16 protein-coding genes are annotated in these 15,137 nt (G+C 60.0%); 6 read left to right on the plus strand and 10 right to left on the minus strand.

Annotated features, from left to right (window positions below; all coding sequences use genetic code 11):
- Positions 1 to 57 precede the first annotated feature (57 nt).
- From AC1RJ3_RS01750 to cbiE, 8 genes are all read right to left on the minus strand, one after another.
- Positions 58 to 477 (minus strand): DUF2946 domain-containing protein, encoded by a 420-nt coding sequence (locus tag AC1RJ3_RS01750; protein WP_493077142.1) that lies wholly within the window; start codon positions 475 to 477, stop codon positions 58 to 60.
- Positions 478 to 531: 54 nt separating this feature from the next.
- Positions 532 to 1,011 carry a copper chaperone PCu(A)C gene (locus AC1RJ3_RS01755; protein ID WP_493077144.1) on the minus strand — a complete coding sequence of 160 codons (480 nt, stop codon included), beginning with the start codon at positions 1,009 to 1,011 and terminating at the stop codon, positions 532 to 534.
- 47 nt (positions 1,012 to 1,058) lie between these two features.
- Positions 1,059 to 1,460, minus strand: a complete 402-nt coding sequence (locus AC1RJ3_RS01760; RefSeq protein ID WP_054595426.1) for a DUF2946 domain-containing protein — start codon at positions 1,458 to 1,460, stop codon at positions 1,059 to 1,061.
- Between the two features lie 112 nt (positions 1,461 to 1,572).
- Complete coding sequence (locus AC1RJ3_RS01765; protein WP_123423706.1) at positions 1,573 to 1,896, minus strand: helix-turn-helix domain-containing transcriptional regulator; 324 nt, start codon at positions 1,894 to 1,896, stop codon at positions 1,573 to 1,575.
- 4 nt (positions 1,897 to 1,900) lie between these two features.
- The gene (locus tag AC1RJ3_RS01770; protein WP_123423705.1) at positions 1,901 to 2,236 is read right to left on the minus strand and encodes a type II toxin-antitoxin system RelE/ParE family toxin; all 336 of its coding nucleotides are present in this window, start codon (positions 2,234 to 2,236) and stop codon (positions 1,901 to 1,903) included.
- Positions 2,237 to 2,292: 56 nt separating this feature from the next.
- Complete coding sequence (locus AC1RJ3_RS01775; RefSeq protein WP_493077146.1) at positions 2,293 to 3,018, minus strand: cobalt-precorrin-6A reductase; 726 nt, start codon at positions 3,016 to 3,018, stop codon at positions 2,293 to 2,295.
- On the minus strand, positions 3,015 to 4,112 hold the full coding sequence (locus AC1RJ3_RS01780; RefSeq protein ID WP_493077148.1) for a cobalt-precorrin-5B (C(1))-methyltransferase: 1,098 nt from the start codon (positions 4,110 to 4,112) through the stop codon (positions 3,015 to 3,017). Before AC1RJ3_RS01780 ends, AC1RJ3_RS01775 begins: the two co-directional genes overlap by 4 nt.
- Positions 4,105 to 5,316, minus strand: coding sequence for a precorrin-6y C5,15-methyltransferase (decarboxylating) subunit CbiE (gene cbiE, locus AC1RJ3_RS01785; protein WP_493077150.1), 1,212 nt, complete (start codon positions 5,314 to 5,316; stop codon positions 4,105 to 4,107). Before cbiE ends, AC1RJ3_RS01780 begins: the two co-directional genes overlap by 8 nt.
- Before the next feature lie 116 nt (positions 5,317 to 5,432).
- Between cbiE and cobG the strand changes: the two genes are divergently transcribed.
- From cobG to AC1RJ3_RS01815, 6 genes are all read left to right on the plus strand, one after another.
- Complete coding sequence (gene cobG, locus AC1RJ3_RS01790) at positions 5,433 to 6,755, plus strand: precorrin-3B synthase (protein WP_493077152.1); 1,323 nt, start codon at positions 5,433 to 5,435, stop codon at positions 6,753 to 6,755.
- Complete coding sequence (locus AC1RJ3_RS01795; RefSeq protein ID WP_054595430.1) at positions 6,748 to 7,374, plus strand: precorrin-8X methylmutase; 627 nt, start codon at positions 6,748 to 6,750, stop codon at positions 7,372 to 7,374. The genes cobG and AC1RJ3_RS01795 overlap by 8 nt, the downstream gene beginning before the upstream one ends.
- Entirely contained in the window at positions 7,374 to 8,105 is a 732-nt protein-coding gene (locus AC1RJ3_RS01800) for a precorrin-2 C(20)-methyltransferase (protein WP_103317033.1), read from the plus strand. The genes AC1RJ3_RS01795 and AC1RJ3_RS01800 overlap by 1 nt, the downstream gene beginning before the upstream one ends.
- Positions 8,105 to 9,808: a precorrin-3B C(17)-methyltransferase gene (gene cobJ, locus AC1RJ3_RS01805; protein ID WP_493077155.1), complete on the plus strand. Its 1,704-nt coding sequence runs from the start codon at positions 8,105 to 8,107 to the stop codon at positions 9,806 to 9,808. The genes AC1RJ3_RS01800 and cobJ overlap by 1 nt, the downstream gene beginning before the upstream one ends.
- 235 nt (positions 9,809 to 10,043) lie before the next feature.
- A complete protein-coding gene (locus tag AC1RJ3_RS01810; RefSeq protein ID WP_493077157.1) occupies positions 10,044 to 10,850 on the plus strand; it encodes a hypothetical protein in 807 nt (268 codons plus the stop codon).
- A gap of 64 nt (positions 10,851 to 10,914) precedes the next feature.
- A complete protein-coding gene (locus AC1RJ3_RS01815) occupies positions 10,915 to 11,565 on the plus strand; it encodes a hypothetical protein (RefSeq protein WP_054598227.1) in 651 nt (216 codons plus the stop codon).
- 89 nt (positions 11,566 to 11,654) lie between these two features.
- Here the strand turns inward: AC1RJ3_RS01815 and AC1RJ3_RS01820 are convergent, their stop codons facing one another.
- Positions 11,655 to 12,251 carry a MarC family protein gene (locus AC1RJ3_RS01820; RefSeq protein ID WP_493077159.1) on the minus strand — a complete coding sequence of 199 codons (597 nt, stop codon included), beginning with the start codon at positions 12,249 to 12,251 and terminating at the stop codon, positions 11,655 to 11,657.
- A 64-nt stretch (positions 12,252 to 12,315) separates the two neighbouring features.
- Complete coding sequence (locus AC1RJ3_RS01825; RefSeq protein ID WP_493077161.1) at positions 12,316 to 15,093, minus strand: hybrid sensor histidine kinase/response regulator; 2,778 nt, start codon at positions 15,091 to 15,093, stop codon at positions 12,316 to 12,318.
- Positions 15,094 to 15,137: the final 44 nt, after the last annotated feature.

Raw genomic sequence — 15,137 nt, forward strand, 5'->3', positions numbered from 1 at the left:
GCCAGCAGCCTGCGGCTGTCGTTCTCTACAGTCGGCCGTATGAGTAGTGGTGGGTGTTTACGCGACGATGGGCGGGGCGCGGGTGCGGGCGCCGGGGAAAACGGTTTGCCGGGCATGGCCCAGGCGGGGGGAGGGGCTGATGAAACGGTGGGCGGAAGGTGTGTCGAAGGCAGCGAACGACAGGCTGCCGGGCAGCGCGGGGCAGTTGAAGAGCAGGCTGCAATAGCCGCACTTTTCCCAGAGCGCGTGGTGATCGGGTTTTGGTGCGCAGTGTTCGGCAGCCGCTTGCGCGTTTTGCTCGGCGTGGGCGTTCGCCGACATGTCCATGCTCATGTCCATCGACACGTTCATAGGCATCGGCATGCGTTGATCCATCGGCATCGACTGAGAAATCAGTGGGCCGATAAAGATCATCAACATGGCGAACAGGCTGATCCAGCTACCGCGAGCAACCTTCAACGAGGTGCGGCGCGGCACTGACCGCCTGACGCTGAGCGAGCGCCGTGCGTTCACAGGTTTTTCAGGCTGTGATTACTGGGCGTGCATGTGCGCTTCGGTGCCGGCGGGCGGTTGTTTCTGTACCGCGACCTCGACGGTCACATCGCCGGACTTTTCGAAATGCAGGGTCAGCGGGAAGCGTTTGCCGTCGCGGAGCAGGCTGCGGTCTTTGAGCTCCAGCAGCATCACGTGATAAGCCATCGGTGCGAACGTGATGTCATCGCCAGCCGGAATCTCGACGCTCGGCACTTGCTGCATTTTCATCAAATCACCTTGCATCACGTGCTCGTGCAGCTCGGCGATGCCTGCGACCGGCGAAGCAACGCTGAGCAGGCGGTCGGCGGTTTTGCCGTTGTTGTGAATCACGAAATAGGCAGCAACCGTTGGCGCGTTGGGCGGTAGCTCTTGCGACCAAGGGTGGGCGATTTCCAGTTCGCCGGCTTTGTATTCATGGGCATTGGCAAAGCACGCAGGCAGCAACAAGGCGGCCAGAACGATGAGTTTCTTCAACATGACAGTTCTCCAGAACGATTAGACACGCAGATCAATTGCGAGGGTAATCAGACCAGAGGAGAGGCTCGAGGATTGAGGCTTGGCCATTGCTGGCGTGGCGTGGGGATGTCGAGGGTCGGCGCCGGTCGGCTTCGATTGGCCTCGAAACGCGCGAAATACAGCTGTGGAACATGGCCCGGCAACGCCATCAGAGGCGCCGAACCCGAGCAGCACCAGCAATGCTGCATATTTGAATGATCGTCGTTTGAAGGGGCTTTTTGTTCAAGTTTGCCCAGAGAAATCGCCACCATTTTCGTCCCGCTGGACGAGCAGAAACTGCCCCACAACAACTGCTCGGCCGGCGACTGACTGGCACCTTGCGCCATCGCGCCGGACATCGGCATGGCGAGCATATTGAACAGCACTGCGAAGCAGGCGATCCAGGCAAATGCTAGCCGTTGTCGGGACATGGGTCATATCCGGTCGGGTGGGTGATCAAGCCGGGTATTTAGCCTGATCGGGGGCGATAAGTAAAAAGCCGCCGTGCGGTGTGGTGTCGCAGCGGCTTTTGATTCATTCCTGTCAGTGAGCAGGTACGGCATGCACTTGTATATCTACGCCGAGCGTCGTTCGAATGACTGCAAATATTGCCGCCAGGTTATCCATGCTTGGGTTGCCCTTGGCAGACAACATTCGATGCAGGCTTTTGCTGGGTTTTGACGTTTCCTTTGCCAGCTCTTCGAAACCTACGGTGGCGTTGACCAAATCGCGAAGAATGATCCGAGCGATTTCCGGCTCTCCATTGAGGAACAGAGTAGCAGCCTCATCCAATAACGCCTGGGCGAACTCGGGGTCACGCTGGGCGCGCTCGGCAATCGTATGTTTGTAACTTCGGGTGAGAGCCATTGCGTTACCTCATGTTCCGTTCAGCTTTTTTCCGGGTCCGAAATTCGGCAACGAGCGTTTTTGCCTGTTTGATATCCTTTTTCTGGGTGGACTTATCGCCTCCTCCAAACAGGATGATGAGGCGCTTACCCTCTTGCACCAAATAGATTCTGTATCCCGGGCCCCAATTGATACGGTATTCGCCGAGACCGTCGAACCATTTGATGTTTGACGTATTGCCGATCTCCAGCCGCACCAGAGCGTTGGACACCTTGCGTGCCGCTTGTGCGTCCAAGGTGGAGAACCAGCGCCCGAACGGGCTCGTATCGTTATCCTGAAGGTATTCTTCGAGTGTGATCACAGGCGGCCTTGAAGGTAACAAATAGGTTACTGTTCATGCAAGCAAGTGATCCTGCCTTATCGAGTGAAGGCTGCCAACGCCTCAAGTGTTTCGTCGAGCGTCAATAACTCCCGCTCAACCCCCGGCAACTCCGGTCGCTTGAGGATCAACACCGGCACCCCGCGTTCGCGGGCCACTTCAAGTTTGGGTTCGGTGGCGCTGCTGCCGCTGTTTTTGCTGATCAGTACATCGATCTGCCGGCGTTCGAACAGCGCGCGTTCGTCTTCGATGAAAAATGGTCCGCGTGCACCGATCACTTCGCAGCGCTCGTTGCCGGGATAAACCTCCAGTGCGCGCAAGGTCCAGAACTGCTCGGGCGGGATTTCATCCAGGTGCTGCAGCGGTTCGCGGCCCAAGGTAAACAATGGGCGCTTGAACGGTTTCAGTGCTTCGATCAGTTCAGCCCAGTCGCTGACTTCGCGCCAGTCATCCCCGGTCTGCGCTTGCCACGCCGGACGGCGTAGCGCCCAGCACGGGATGCCGCTTTGTTGTGCCGCGGTGGCGGCGTTCCGACTGATTTGCGCGGCGTAGGGATGGGTGGCGTCGAGCAACAGGTCAATGCCTTGATCCTTGATGAATTGCGTCAAGCCTTCAGCGCCGCCATAGCCGCCGACTCGTACCTGGCAGTTCAGGTCGGTCGGCACCCGACCCACACCCGCCAGGCTGTAGATATGTTGCGGGCCGAGGGTTCGGGCAATTGCCAGGGCCTCGGTGACGCCGCCGAGCAGCAACAAACGTTTCATTGAAAAGCTCCGGCATGACCGACGATGCCACCCTGGCGATCGATGGCAAACACCTCGACCTGAACCTGCCTGGGCACCACGCTACGGGCGAAATCCAGCGCGTGCCGGCACACCGCATCACCGAGGGCGATACGGGCAGCGCTGGCCATTGCCAGGGCTTGCTGGCTGGTGTTGGCCTCGCGGATGCCTTGCTGCAATGCAGCGTCAGCGCCAACGTTCGCGGCCCATTCGGCCAGTTGCGGCAGGTCGATGCTGGAGTGGCGACTGTGCAAATCCATATGCCCGGCGGCGAGTTTGCTGATCTTGCCGAAGCCGCCGCAAATGCTCAGTTTATCCACAGGCACTTTGCGCAGATGTTTGAGCACTGCACCGACGAAATCGCCCATTTCTATCAGGGCGATTTCCGGCAGGTCGTAGACCCGGCGCATGGTGTCTTCGCTGGCGTTGCCGGTGCAGGCGGCGATGTGCAGGTAACCGTTGGTTTTGGCGACATCGATGCCCTGGTGGATCGAGGCGATGTACGCCGCGCAGGAAAACGGTCGAACGATGCCGCTGGTGCCGAGGATCGACAACCCGCCAAGAATACCCAATCGCGGGTTCATGGTTTTCAGCGCCAGGGCCTCGCCGTTCTCGACGTTGACCGTCACCTCAAAACCGCCGCCGTAGCTGAATTCTTGCGCGAGCAGTAGCAGATGGTCGGAGATCATCTTGCGTGGCACCGGATTGATCGCAGGTTCGCCGACACTCAGTACCAGCCCCGGGCGAGTGACAGTGCCGACGCCTTTGCCGGCGCAGAAACGAATACCGGGTTCGCTGATCAAACGCACCTGGCTGTAGAGCAACGCACCGTGGGTTACGTCCGGGTCGTCGCCGGCGTCCTTGATGGTTCCGGCTTCGGCGCCGTCGGCAGTCGGCCGGCAAAACTCCAGGCGCATCTGCACCTGTTTGCCTTTGGGCAGCACAATCTCCACTGCATCGCTGCTCACGGCGCCGAGCAACAGGCGCGCGGCGGCGAGACTGGTGGCTGTGGCGCAGCTGCCAGTGGTCAGGCCACTGCGCAGGGGCGCGGGTTGTTCGGCGGTTTCGTCACGCATCGAAGGGTTTAACCACGTCCAGCAAGGTGATCGGCAACGCCTGGCGCCAGGTGTCGAACTCTCCCAGCGGCTGCGCCTGAGCGATATGAATCCGTGTCAGCTCGCCACCGTGTTGTTCGCGCCAGGCCATCAAGGTCATCTCGCTTTGCAGGGTGACCGCGTTGGCGACCAGCCGACCGCCGGGTTTGAGCTGCGCCCAACAGGTGTCGAGCACGCCGTCGTGGGTGACGCCGCCACCGATGAAGATAGCGTCGGGTCGCTCAAGACCGGCCAACGCCTGCGGCGCGCTGCCACGAATCAGTTGCAGGCCGGGCACGCCGAGGGCATCGCGGTTGTGTTCGATCAGTTGCTGGCGGCCAGCATCGGCCTCGATGGCCAGCGTGCGGCAACTCGGGTGTGCACGCATCCACTCGATGCCGATCGAGCCGCTGCCGGCGCCGACGTCCCACAACAGTTCACCGGGCACCGGCGCCAGGCGGGCGAGGGTGATGGCGCGGACATCGCGTTTGGTCAGCTGGCCGTCGTGCTCGAAGGCTGCATCCGGTAAACCAGCCAGGCGCGACAAGCGCGGCGCATCAGGGGCGGCGAGGCACTCGATGGCAATCAGGTTGAGGTCGGCGACGACCGGGTCGGTCCAGTCGCTGGCGATGCCGTCGACGCGTCGTTCGCTCGCGCCGCCCAGGTGTTCCAGGACGGTCATCCGGCTCGGCCCGAAACCGCGTTCACGCAGCAGCGCGGCAATCGCGGCGGGGCTTTGTCGGTCATTGCTCAACACCAGTAAACGAACGCCGCTGAACAGCTGAGCGTTCAGCGCTGCGATTGGCCGGGCAACCACCGACAGCGCGACCACTTCTTGCAACGGCCAGCCCATCCGGGCCGCAGCGAGAGAGCAGGAGGACGGCGCGGGCAGGATCAGCATCTCATCGTTCGGAATTTGCCGCGTCAGGCTGGCGCCCACGCCGAACAGCATCGGATCGCCACTGGCGAGCACACATATAGGCTCACCGCGTTGCGCCAGTACGGGCTCAAGGGAAAACGGACTTGGCCAGAGCTGTCGTTCGCCACGAATGCACACGGGCAGCAGATCCAGTTGCCGTTGGCCACCGAAAATCCGCGAAGCACCCAGCAGCGCGCGCCGAGCGTTCTTGCCCAGGCCGTTGAAGCCGTCTTCACCGATTCCCACTACTGTCAGCCAAGGGGCCATTTATATTCCTCAAACCGGGTGTTCCGACGGGCAGGCTTTTCATGCCGTCAGACAAAGCAGGCATAATACCGCGCCTTCGCTCGCGAAGTGCTTCTACCTCTTAGCCGGTCGCCCCCTTGAACGAACATCAGCTGCACACCGCCTTACGCCCCTCGGCCTGTCCGGGGTTGCTGCGTATCGTCCAGGCATCGGACGGCGGTATTTGCCGGATCAAGTTGAATGGCGGGTCGATCAGCGCTGCCCAGGCTATGGCTGTGGCCGAGGCCGCCGAGCGTTATGCCGGTGGAGTGATTGAGGCGACCAACCGCGCCAATCTGCAAATTCGCGGAATTGGTAGTGAGCACCGGCCCTTGATCGACAGCCTGCTGGCCGCCGGGTTGGGCCCAAAGACGGCTGCCGGCGATGATGTACGCAACCTGATGCTCAGTCCCGGGGCCGGCATCGATCGGCACATGCTGTTCGATACTCGTCCGCTGGCCGAGCAGATTCTCGCCACCTTGCAAAGTCATGAGCATTTCCACCAGCTGTCGGCCAAGTTTGCCGTGCAACTGGATGGCGGCGAGGCGCTGGCGATGCTCGAACATCCGCATGACCTCTGGTTGAGCGCGGTTGAACGCAATGGCGAGCAATGGCTGGCGTTTGGCCTGGCGGGTTGTCCCACGGATACACCGGCAGGGGCGGTGTTGCGCAATGACGGTCACACCTTGGTGGTGGCGGTGTTGGAGCTGTTTCTCGATCTGGCGCGGCCGGATCAGACCCGCATGCGGCAGGTGCTGGCCGAGCGTTCGCTGGCGTCGGTAGTGCAGGCCTTGGCCGAGCGTGTGCCGTTGACCCCGATCAGTGACTGGCAGCGTCCCGAGTCGCGCCCAGGGTTGCACATCGGTACTTATCCACAGCGCCAGGAAGACTTGGTCTATGTCGGCGCTGTCCCGCCTCTGGGGCGGCTGGATGCTTCGATGCTCAAAGGCGCGGCGTCTCTGGCCGAGGCGTTTGGGGATGGCAGCCTGCGGTTGACCCCTTGGCAAAGCCTGCTGCTGCCGAACATTCGCCCGCAGGATGCCCCGGCGCTCAGTGAGGGAATGCAGGCCCTGGGTTTTCTGGTGAGTGCCGATCAAGCTTTGGCCCATCTGGTGGCCTGCACTGGATCGGCCGGGTGCGGCAAAGGTCTGGCAGATACAAAGGGTGATGCCCTGCAATTGTCCACACAGCTGCAAAGTCGTGGCGACCGAGTTCAAGTTCACCTGTCCGGCTGCCCACGCTCCTGTGCCTCCGCGCACATCGCGCCGGTCACCTTGCTGGCAGTCAGCCCCGGTCATTACGACCTCTATTTTCGCGATGCAGGGCAGCCGGGTTTCGGCGCCCTGCAAGTACGCAACCTCACTATTGAAGCGGCCGGCGCAGCGCTTGATGCCCGCCCACGGAGCCCACTTGATGCTTGATTACATCCGCGACGGTCAGGAGATCTATCGCAACTCCTTCGCGATCATTCGCGCCGAGGCCAACCTCGCCCGGATTCCGGCCGATCTGGAAAAACTCGCGGTGCGGGTGATTCACGCCTGCGGCATGGTCGATGCGATCGACGGTCTGCAATTCTCCGAAGGCGCGGGCAAGGCCGGGCGCGATGCGCTGGCCGCCGGTGCAGCGATTCTGTGTGATGCGCGGATGGTCTCAGAAGGCGTGACCCGGGCGCGGTTGCCGGCGAACAATCCGGTGATTTGCACCCTGCGTGACGAGAGCGTTCCGGAGCTGGCCCGCGAACTCGGCAACACCCGTTCGGCAGCGGCTCTGGAGCTGTGGCGTCCGCATCTGGAAGGCAGCGTGGTGGTAATTGGCAACGCCCCGACCGCGTTGTTCTACTTGCTGGAAATGCTCGATGCCGGCGCGCCAAAACCGGCGTTGATTCTCGGCTTCCCGGTGGGCTTCGTCGGTGCCGCCGAGTCCAAGGCAATGCTTGCGGCTGACAGCCGTGGCGTGCCGTTTGTGATCATGCAAGGTCGGTTGGGCGGCAGCGCCATGGCCGCCGCAGCGGTCAATGCCCTCGCCACGGAGATTGAATGATGCAGCAACCTGGACGTTTGATCGGCCTTGGCGTGGGGCCTGGTGATCCGGAACTGATTACGGTCAAGGCCTTGCGCCTGTTGCGCGAGTCGCCGGTGGTGGCGTACTTCGTCGCCAAGGGCAAAAAAGGCAATGCGTTCGGCATCATCGAAGCGCATTTGCAGGGCGCGCAGACGTTGCTGCCGCTGGTTTACCCGGTGACCACCGAGACCTTGGCGCCGCCGCTGTCCTACGAGCAAGTGATCAGCGACTTCTACGATGCGGCCGGCGAACAGCTCGCCGCGCACCTGGATGCCGGGCGTGACGTGGCGGTGATCTGCGAAGGCGATCCGTTCTTCTACGGCTCCTATATGTATTTGCATGATCGTCTGGCCGAACGTTACGAGGCTGAAGTGGTGCCGGGCGTCTGCTCGATGCTTGGCGGTGCTTCGGTGCTGGGCGCGCCGCTGGTGTATCGCAATCAAAGCCTGTCGGTGTTGTCCGGGGTGCTACCGCACGAAGAACTCAAGCGCCGTTTGGCCGATGCCGACGCGGCTGTGGTGATGAAGTTGGGGCGCAACTTTCCCAAGGTGCGTCAGGTGCTGGAAGAGCTCGGTTTGGCAGAGCGTGCGTTGTACGTTGAGCGCGCCACCATGGCCAATCAGAAGATCGTGCCGCTGGATCAGGTCGAGCCGATGTCCTCGCCGTATTTTTCGTTGATCATCGTTCCCGGCGAAAGGTGGCAAGGCTGATGACTCGTTCAGTTCCGGCGATTGTCATTCTTGGCAATGGCAGCCTCGCGACCGCACGCAAGATCCAACAGCTATACCCCGGCGCCTTGATCCACGGCCTGGCCGAACGGGTCGACGGCGCGGACCGCGTTTACCACGAGTTCGGTGCGACGCTGCGCCAGCTCTATCAACATGACACACCGATCATTGCTTTGTGTGCCGCCGGTATCGTCATTCGCACGCTGGCGCCATTGCTCCTGGAAAAAGGCGCTGAGCCGCCGGTGCTGGCTGTCGCCGAGGATGGCAGCGCGGTCGTGCCGCTGTTGGGCGGTCTGGGCGGGGTGAACGTGCTGGCCCGCGAGATAGCTGACGGTTTGGGCGTGGCTGCGGCGATCACCACCAGCGGTGAGTTGCGCTTCGGCACTTGCTTGCTCAATCCGCCAAGTGGCTATGCGTTGGGCGATCTGGAACTGGGCAAGCGCTTCGTTTCGGATTTGCTGGCCGGTGAGAGCGTACGTATCGAAGGCGCTGCCCCGTGGCTGGATCAAGCGCAGTTGCCGCAGGATCCGCAAGCGCATCTGGCGATTCATATTGGTAGCGCCGAACGCGCACCTGCGGCCAATGAATTGCGGATCTACCCGAAAAACGTTCTGGTCGCGGTGAGCGCCGACGTCGCAGATCTGCCGAACGTGATACGCGATGCCTTGCATCAGGCGAAAATTGCTGTGCAATCGGTCGCCTGCGTGTTGGCCAGCGATCAGCAGATGGCGAGCCCGGCGTTGCGTGAAGCGGCGCGGGAGCTGGGTGTGCCACTGCGTTTTGCGACGGCTGCCGGGAGTCTCGGTGAACTGGCGCACAATGCGCTCGCAGAGCCGGTCAGCGTCTGTGAGGTTAACGGAATCACCATCGCGATGGCTGAGCAACCGCTTGACCCGTTGCAGATCGGTCGTGCTCGTGGCCGTTTGGCGGTCATCGGTCTTGGGCCTGGCGCTGCCGAACTGATGGTGCCGGCGGTCAAGGCGGAACTGACTCGTGCCAACGACGTGCTCGGTTATGAAACCTACGTGCGCATGGCCGGGCCGTTCCGTGCCGATCAAGTGTTGCACTGCACCGACAACCGCGAGGAGATGCAGCGCGCGCGCCACGCATTCGAACTGGCCGCCCAAGGCCGTTCAGTGGTGGTCGTCTCATCCGGTGACCCAGGCGTATTTGCCATGGCAGCGGCGGTGCTCGAAGCGCTGCACGAATCTACCGATACGAGCTGGCACAGCGTCGATCTGGAAATCCTGCCGGGTGTCTCCGCTTCATTGGCGACCGCCGCTCAAGCGGGTGCACCCTTGGGGCATGACTTCTGCGTGATGTCTTTATCGGACAACCTGAAACCCTGGGCGATCATCGAGAAGCGTCTGGACCTGGCGGCAGAGGCTGACCTGGCCCTGGCCTTCTACAACCCGATCTCGCGTTCGCGGCCATGGCAATTGGGCCGTGCGCTGGAAATCGTCGCCCGGCATCGCACGCCGGAAACGCCAGTGGTGCTGGGGCGGGATATCGGTCGTCCGGGCCAGACGCTGCGGGTCACGACCCTCGGGCAGTTGACCCCTGATCAGGTTGATATGCGGACCATGGTGCTGATTGGTTCATCCACCACCTGCGTGTTCCCGCGCGCTGAAGGTGGTGAGTGGGTTTATACGCCACGCTGGTATTCAACCAAGCCGGTCTCCTGAATAACGGCGACCTCACGCCGAGGTCGCCTGCGTTTTCACAGTGGTTTTCACAACTAACACCGCTAATAAATAGCGCACTTTTATGTGCTCTGGCTATGGCTTGCTGTTGGAGCTGCATGGAGGTTGGTAACTATTGGAATAAGTTGCTTCTGTGAATGCGTTTGACGATTGAAGTCGAGTGCCTTAGTTTTGTTTCTGTCGCATGGAGCGGCGAGTATTTACTAAGGATGTTCATATGGGAAACGAAATAATTAATGTTGCGGATGTCCCTTTCTCTGAGGCTGTGCAGGATAAATACTTTGAGCGAATCGAGGCTCAGTTAGCTGAAGTTTTCGCGCGTCCCCGACTCAGGATGTTTGCCAAGAGCGGCAGTGTTTCGCTGAATGGTGCTGCGCAGGGAATTGATGCGTCGGTCGTCGGCCCATCCCTTGTGGTATTTGAGGAACGGCTTAGCGAAGATGATAAGCAGGATGCACTGGATAGCCAGGCTTTTGCCGAAGCTGTCGTCAGAAAACTGCCTGTCGAAACTTCGCAAGAGCAGCGATATATGGCTTATAACGAAGCCTTGTCGGCGATTGGCTGGGTCACAGAAAGCTACACGTATAAGAAGTATGACTCCAAAAAGCTGACGCTGAGCATGAACGAAGCATTGCTGCAAGTGCTTGAGACTGTCATCAGTGCGGGCTCTGCAAATGTATTGAGCCTGGTAGCGTCGGGATTTGACAAGCTCAAGGGCGATAAGGCAGCGCTGAAAATCGTGGACGCCGGAAGCAAGGAAAGTTCGGTTGTCAGCTTCAAAGCAGTTCCTTGTATTGTTGCCCCAGGTGGTGGTATGGCAATGGTCATGGGCGGCCTGGATGTGTTCAGTAAAGACTACGATGGCGAATTTCTATTTTTTACTTTCAAGACAGAGGGGGTTCACCTTTTTCAAGCGGCAGGCATTAGAAAGTTTAATAAGCGTGCGTTTGATCGAAAGCGTCAGCAGGTTCATAACTACATTAACCAGTTCGGTGATGATCTGTTTAAAAAGATTGCAGGTTAGTAAAGCCGAAAGAGGCTTTCAATAGGGGGTGGTTTATTTAGCGTGGATGAACGGGGTGTTCAATATGTCAGTGCTTGCTGATGCTGTAGTGGTGGGTAGCTGCGTGTTATCCTTTGCGTCCGAAGTTTGCCCGCAGGACCAACAGGATATACAGGACTGTTTGCTGTATGCGGAACTGGCAGCGACTGATAAATACCCAGGGCAAGTATCAAAAAAAGTCTGGTTCGATTATTACCAGGGGCGGTTGTTGAAGGCTGGCTTCACACTCAAAACTATCGTCCCCTCTGAGCCGTTGAGGGTGTCGAATGTCAATCAACTGCTGAGCATCAGCCATACCATCATCGGCCGCTTGGGGGTGGAACGCTTAGGTCAGCTTGTTGAGGAAACTTACGCGGCGTTGAGGCTGGACGAGTTTGCCTGGAACTTCTTTCGCGGCAACGTCGCGAACAGTGGGTCGGGTATTCTCAAATGTGCACCTTGCGAACGTCTTGATTCCGGCGACGTGGTCGTCTGCCTGTACGGATTGCGCTATAGCACCAACGTGATTGAGGATGACTTCTTTTTCTGGAGTGAGTTCGGCAAAGAAGTGGTCATCATCCCGGATGGCGGCGTTTTTGCTTTCAATCGGGAGGTGTTTGAAAACTACCGTGGACGGGTTCACGAGAAAATCGACGCTTACTCAGACAAGATCCTGGTGAGGAAACTGAAGCTCTGAGTCGTTTGGTTTGATCAACATTGGCAAGGCCTTGTGCTTTAACAACAAGGCCTTGTTTTTCGATGGGCAATCTCGTGATGAACGACGAACTAAGGCACCAGATACCCTTTGACCCCGGTAAAGATAATCTGCGCTGCCAGTGCACACACAAACAACCCCATCAACCGGCTGACAATCTGCAAACCCTGGTCACCGAGCATCCGTTCGATACGGTTGGACAGGTACAGCACCACGCCGACGGTCAGGCTGGCCATGGCGATGCTGAGGATGGCGGTGAGTTTGTCGTCCCAGTGCGGCTGGCTGACGCCCATCACCAGCAAGGCCCCGATGGTGCCGGGGCCGACAGTGAGCGGAATGGTCAGCGGGACGATGGTCACGTCTTGCTGCACGTTGTCGGTCTGGACCGCTGACTTGCCCTGAGCCATGCCCAGTGCCGAAATGAACAGCACACTGCCGGCGCCAATGCGGAAGGCGTCTACGGTGATGCCGAACACGCTGAAAATCACCCGCCCGAACAAATACAACAGCACGCTGGAAACCAGGGTCGCGAGGGCGACATTCCAGGCCAATCGACGTTGTTCCTTACGCGAATAACCGCGGGTCAGGCTGATGAAGCAGGACAACACGAAGAAGGGGCTGTAGAGCACCAGCATCTTCAGGTAAACGCTGAACAACACGTGGAGCATGGGGCAAGCTCACTGGCGAGGGAAGTCGAGGAGGAGTCTATCAGGCGCTGCGGGGTCTGTCGGCTCAGGACGTTTGAGCCGTTGCCTGATTCTGCTGATCGCGCTGCGCGACCCAATGCTCGATCAGTTCGCGCAGTTGTGAAAGCTCGACGGGCTTGGCCATATGGCCATCCATGCCGGCCTGGCGTGCGCGTTCTTTGTGTTCGGCCAGGATGTGTGCGGTAAGTGCTACTACCGGTGTGCGAGTTCGCTGGTTGCCGACCTCCCAGGCACGCAATTGCTGGGTGGCGGAGAAGCCATCGAGGATTGGCATTTCGCAGTCCATCAACACCAGGTCGTAGCGCTGGGCCTTCATCGCCTTCAAGGCTTCTTCACCATTGCAGGCGGTGTCCGGCTGAAGGTTGAGCTTGCCGAGCATGCCGCGAATCACTTTGGTTGAAATGCTGTTGTCTTCGGCCACCAGAATGCGGAAATCGCTCGGCACCTTGACCGCCGCAGACGCGCCGCTCGGCAGTTGCTGCGAGACCGCCAGGCCTTTGCTGCGTTGGCTCAGTTCGTCCGCCAGCGTGGTCTTGAGGGTGTAGCCGGCCACGGGCTTGGCGAGGATGCGTTTGATCCCGGCATTGCGTGCAATGACCTTGCTCGGCGCGTTGCTGATGCCGGTGAGCATGATCAGCAGAATGTCGTGATTCAGGCTCGGGTCTTCCTTGATCTTCGCCGCCAGTTGCATGCCGGTCATGCCGGGCATGTTCTGGTCGAGCAGGACCACGTCGAAGTAGTCACGCAGGTGCGCCTTGGTGCGCAGCAGGGCGAGGGCTTCCTTGCCGGAAGGTACGGCGCTGACGTTCAGCCCCCAGGCGCTGCATTGCTGCACCAGGACTTTTCGGCAGGTGTCATTGTCGTCCACCACCAGCACCCGTGCGCCTTGCAGCGGGCCATCGAGATCGGAGGTCGGGTGTTCGAGGCGCTCGGGGTCCAGCGGCAAGGTCAGCCACAGTGTGCTGCCCTGATTGCTGCCGCTCTTGATGCCGAATTCGCCGTGCATCAGCAGAATCAATTGGCGGGCGATTACCAGCCCCAGGTTACCGCCCAGGCGGGTGGCGGAAAGGAAGTTCTTGCTGTGCAGTTCGGCATGCAGCAGGGCTTCTCGTTCTTCGGCATCCATGGGTTGCCCGCTGTCTTGCACGGCAATGCGCAGGCGCGGTTTGTGGCTGCGTTCGTCGAGGGCAACGACGATCAGGATTTCGCCTTCGTCGGTTTTCTTCAGGGCGTTTTCCAGCAGGCTCAGCAGTGTCTGGCGCAGACGCGTCGGGTCGCCGCTGATCACGCGAGGGACCTGTGGCTGGATGAAGCTGATCAGCTCGACGTTCTGTTGTTCGGCCTTGGCGCGGAAGATGCTCAGGCAGTCTTCGATCAGTGCGTTGAGGTCGAACTGCACATCGTCGAGTTCGATTTGTCCGGACTCGAGCTTGGAGATGTCGAGGATTTCGTTGATTAACGTCAGCAGTTCATTGCCGGCGCTATGGATGGTTTGTACGTAGTCGCGTTGTTTGACCGACAGCGGGGTGCCCAACAGAAGTTCGGTCATGCCCAGCACGCCATTCATCGGGGTGCGGATTTCGTGGCTGATCTTTGCCAGGAATTCGGCTTTGGCATTGATCTCGGCATTACTTGCTGCCAGGTCACGGCTGACGCTGAAGCGGTCTTCGGTGATGCTGCGCTGGCGTTCGCTCAAGGCGATGCTCATCAGCACGCCGCAGATGCAGATGAAGGCCATCAAGGTCATGATCAGGCCTTGCGGTGCAACCAGGGTCAGCCCCAGCAGCGCCGGCAGAATGATCAGCGTGCCGACGTTGAACACCACCATCGCAGCCACGAACAGGCGTGCCGGCCGATAACCCTTTTGCCAGTGATAGGCGCTGACAAAGAGCATGCTCAGGCCCGCCAGGGCCACCAGCGCATAGGTGATGATGTTCAGCGGCAGGGTGTCGACGAACAGCAACAGCAGGCTGCACAGGACAATGAACAGGATGTCCCCCAGCAGCAATTTGTTTAGAGGATGCGGGCCCAGCGGGGCAAAGAAGCGGTAGGCGAACATCAGGCCGCAAGGGGCTGTCAGCAGTAGCGCCAGGTAGGCGCCGGGTGTTTGCACGGCATGCCAGTCGGGAAGCCATGGGCCAGCCAGGTTCAACAACAGCACCAGGCTGAGCAGTAACAGTCCCTCGCACGCTGCCAGCCAGACGCTGCTGCGCGAGCGGCTATAGCCGTAGCGCGTGAGGTTGTACAGGATCAGCATCGCGATGCAGCCAAAAAACAGGCCATAGATCAGCGTCTGGTTCTGGTTCGCCGCCACCATCACTGCAGATTGCAGGGTGATATAGGGGCGCAACTCGTGTTCGGAAACCAGTCGCAGATAGACGTCGAGGGGTTTGTCGCTTTGTGGAAGCGGCAACATGAAGTCGCTGCTGGGGAGTGGTCGCTCGCTCTGCGGTTGCTCGTTGCCGCTGGTCAATTGCTCGACCAGCGTGTCGCCATCCAGAACGTAGAGGTTCAGGTGCGACAAATCGGGGGCGAAGATGCGCAGCAGTTGTTCGTGTTTGCCGGGACTGAGCTTGAAACGCAGCCACAACGCGCCACTGGGTTCGGCGGCGGTGATCTGGTCGAGTTCAATCGGGCTGAATTGGTTGGTGTAGCGAGCCGAGCGGATATCGCTCAGTTGCAGGTCTGCCTGTTCGTCGAGCAATACCGCCCAGCCACTGCCTTGCGCGGCCTGCGCCGGGAGCATGCAGAGCAGGGTCAGCAGAGTGACGGTGAAGCCTATGGCAATCCTGAGCCAGCGCACGGCGAAATCCCTTCGTAGGTTGATTCCAGATTATAACTATGCGC

The organism is Pseudomonas sp. GW822-FHT04C11 (assembly GCF_058800905.1).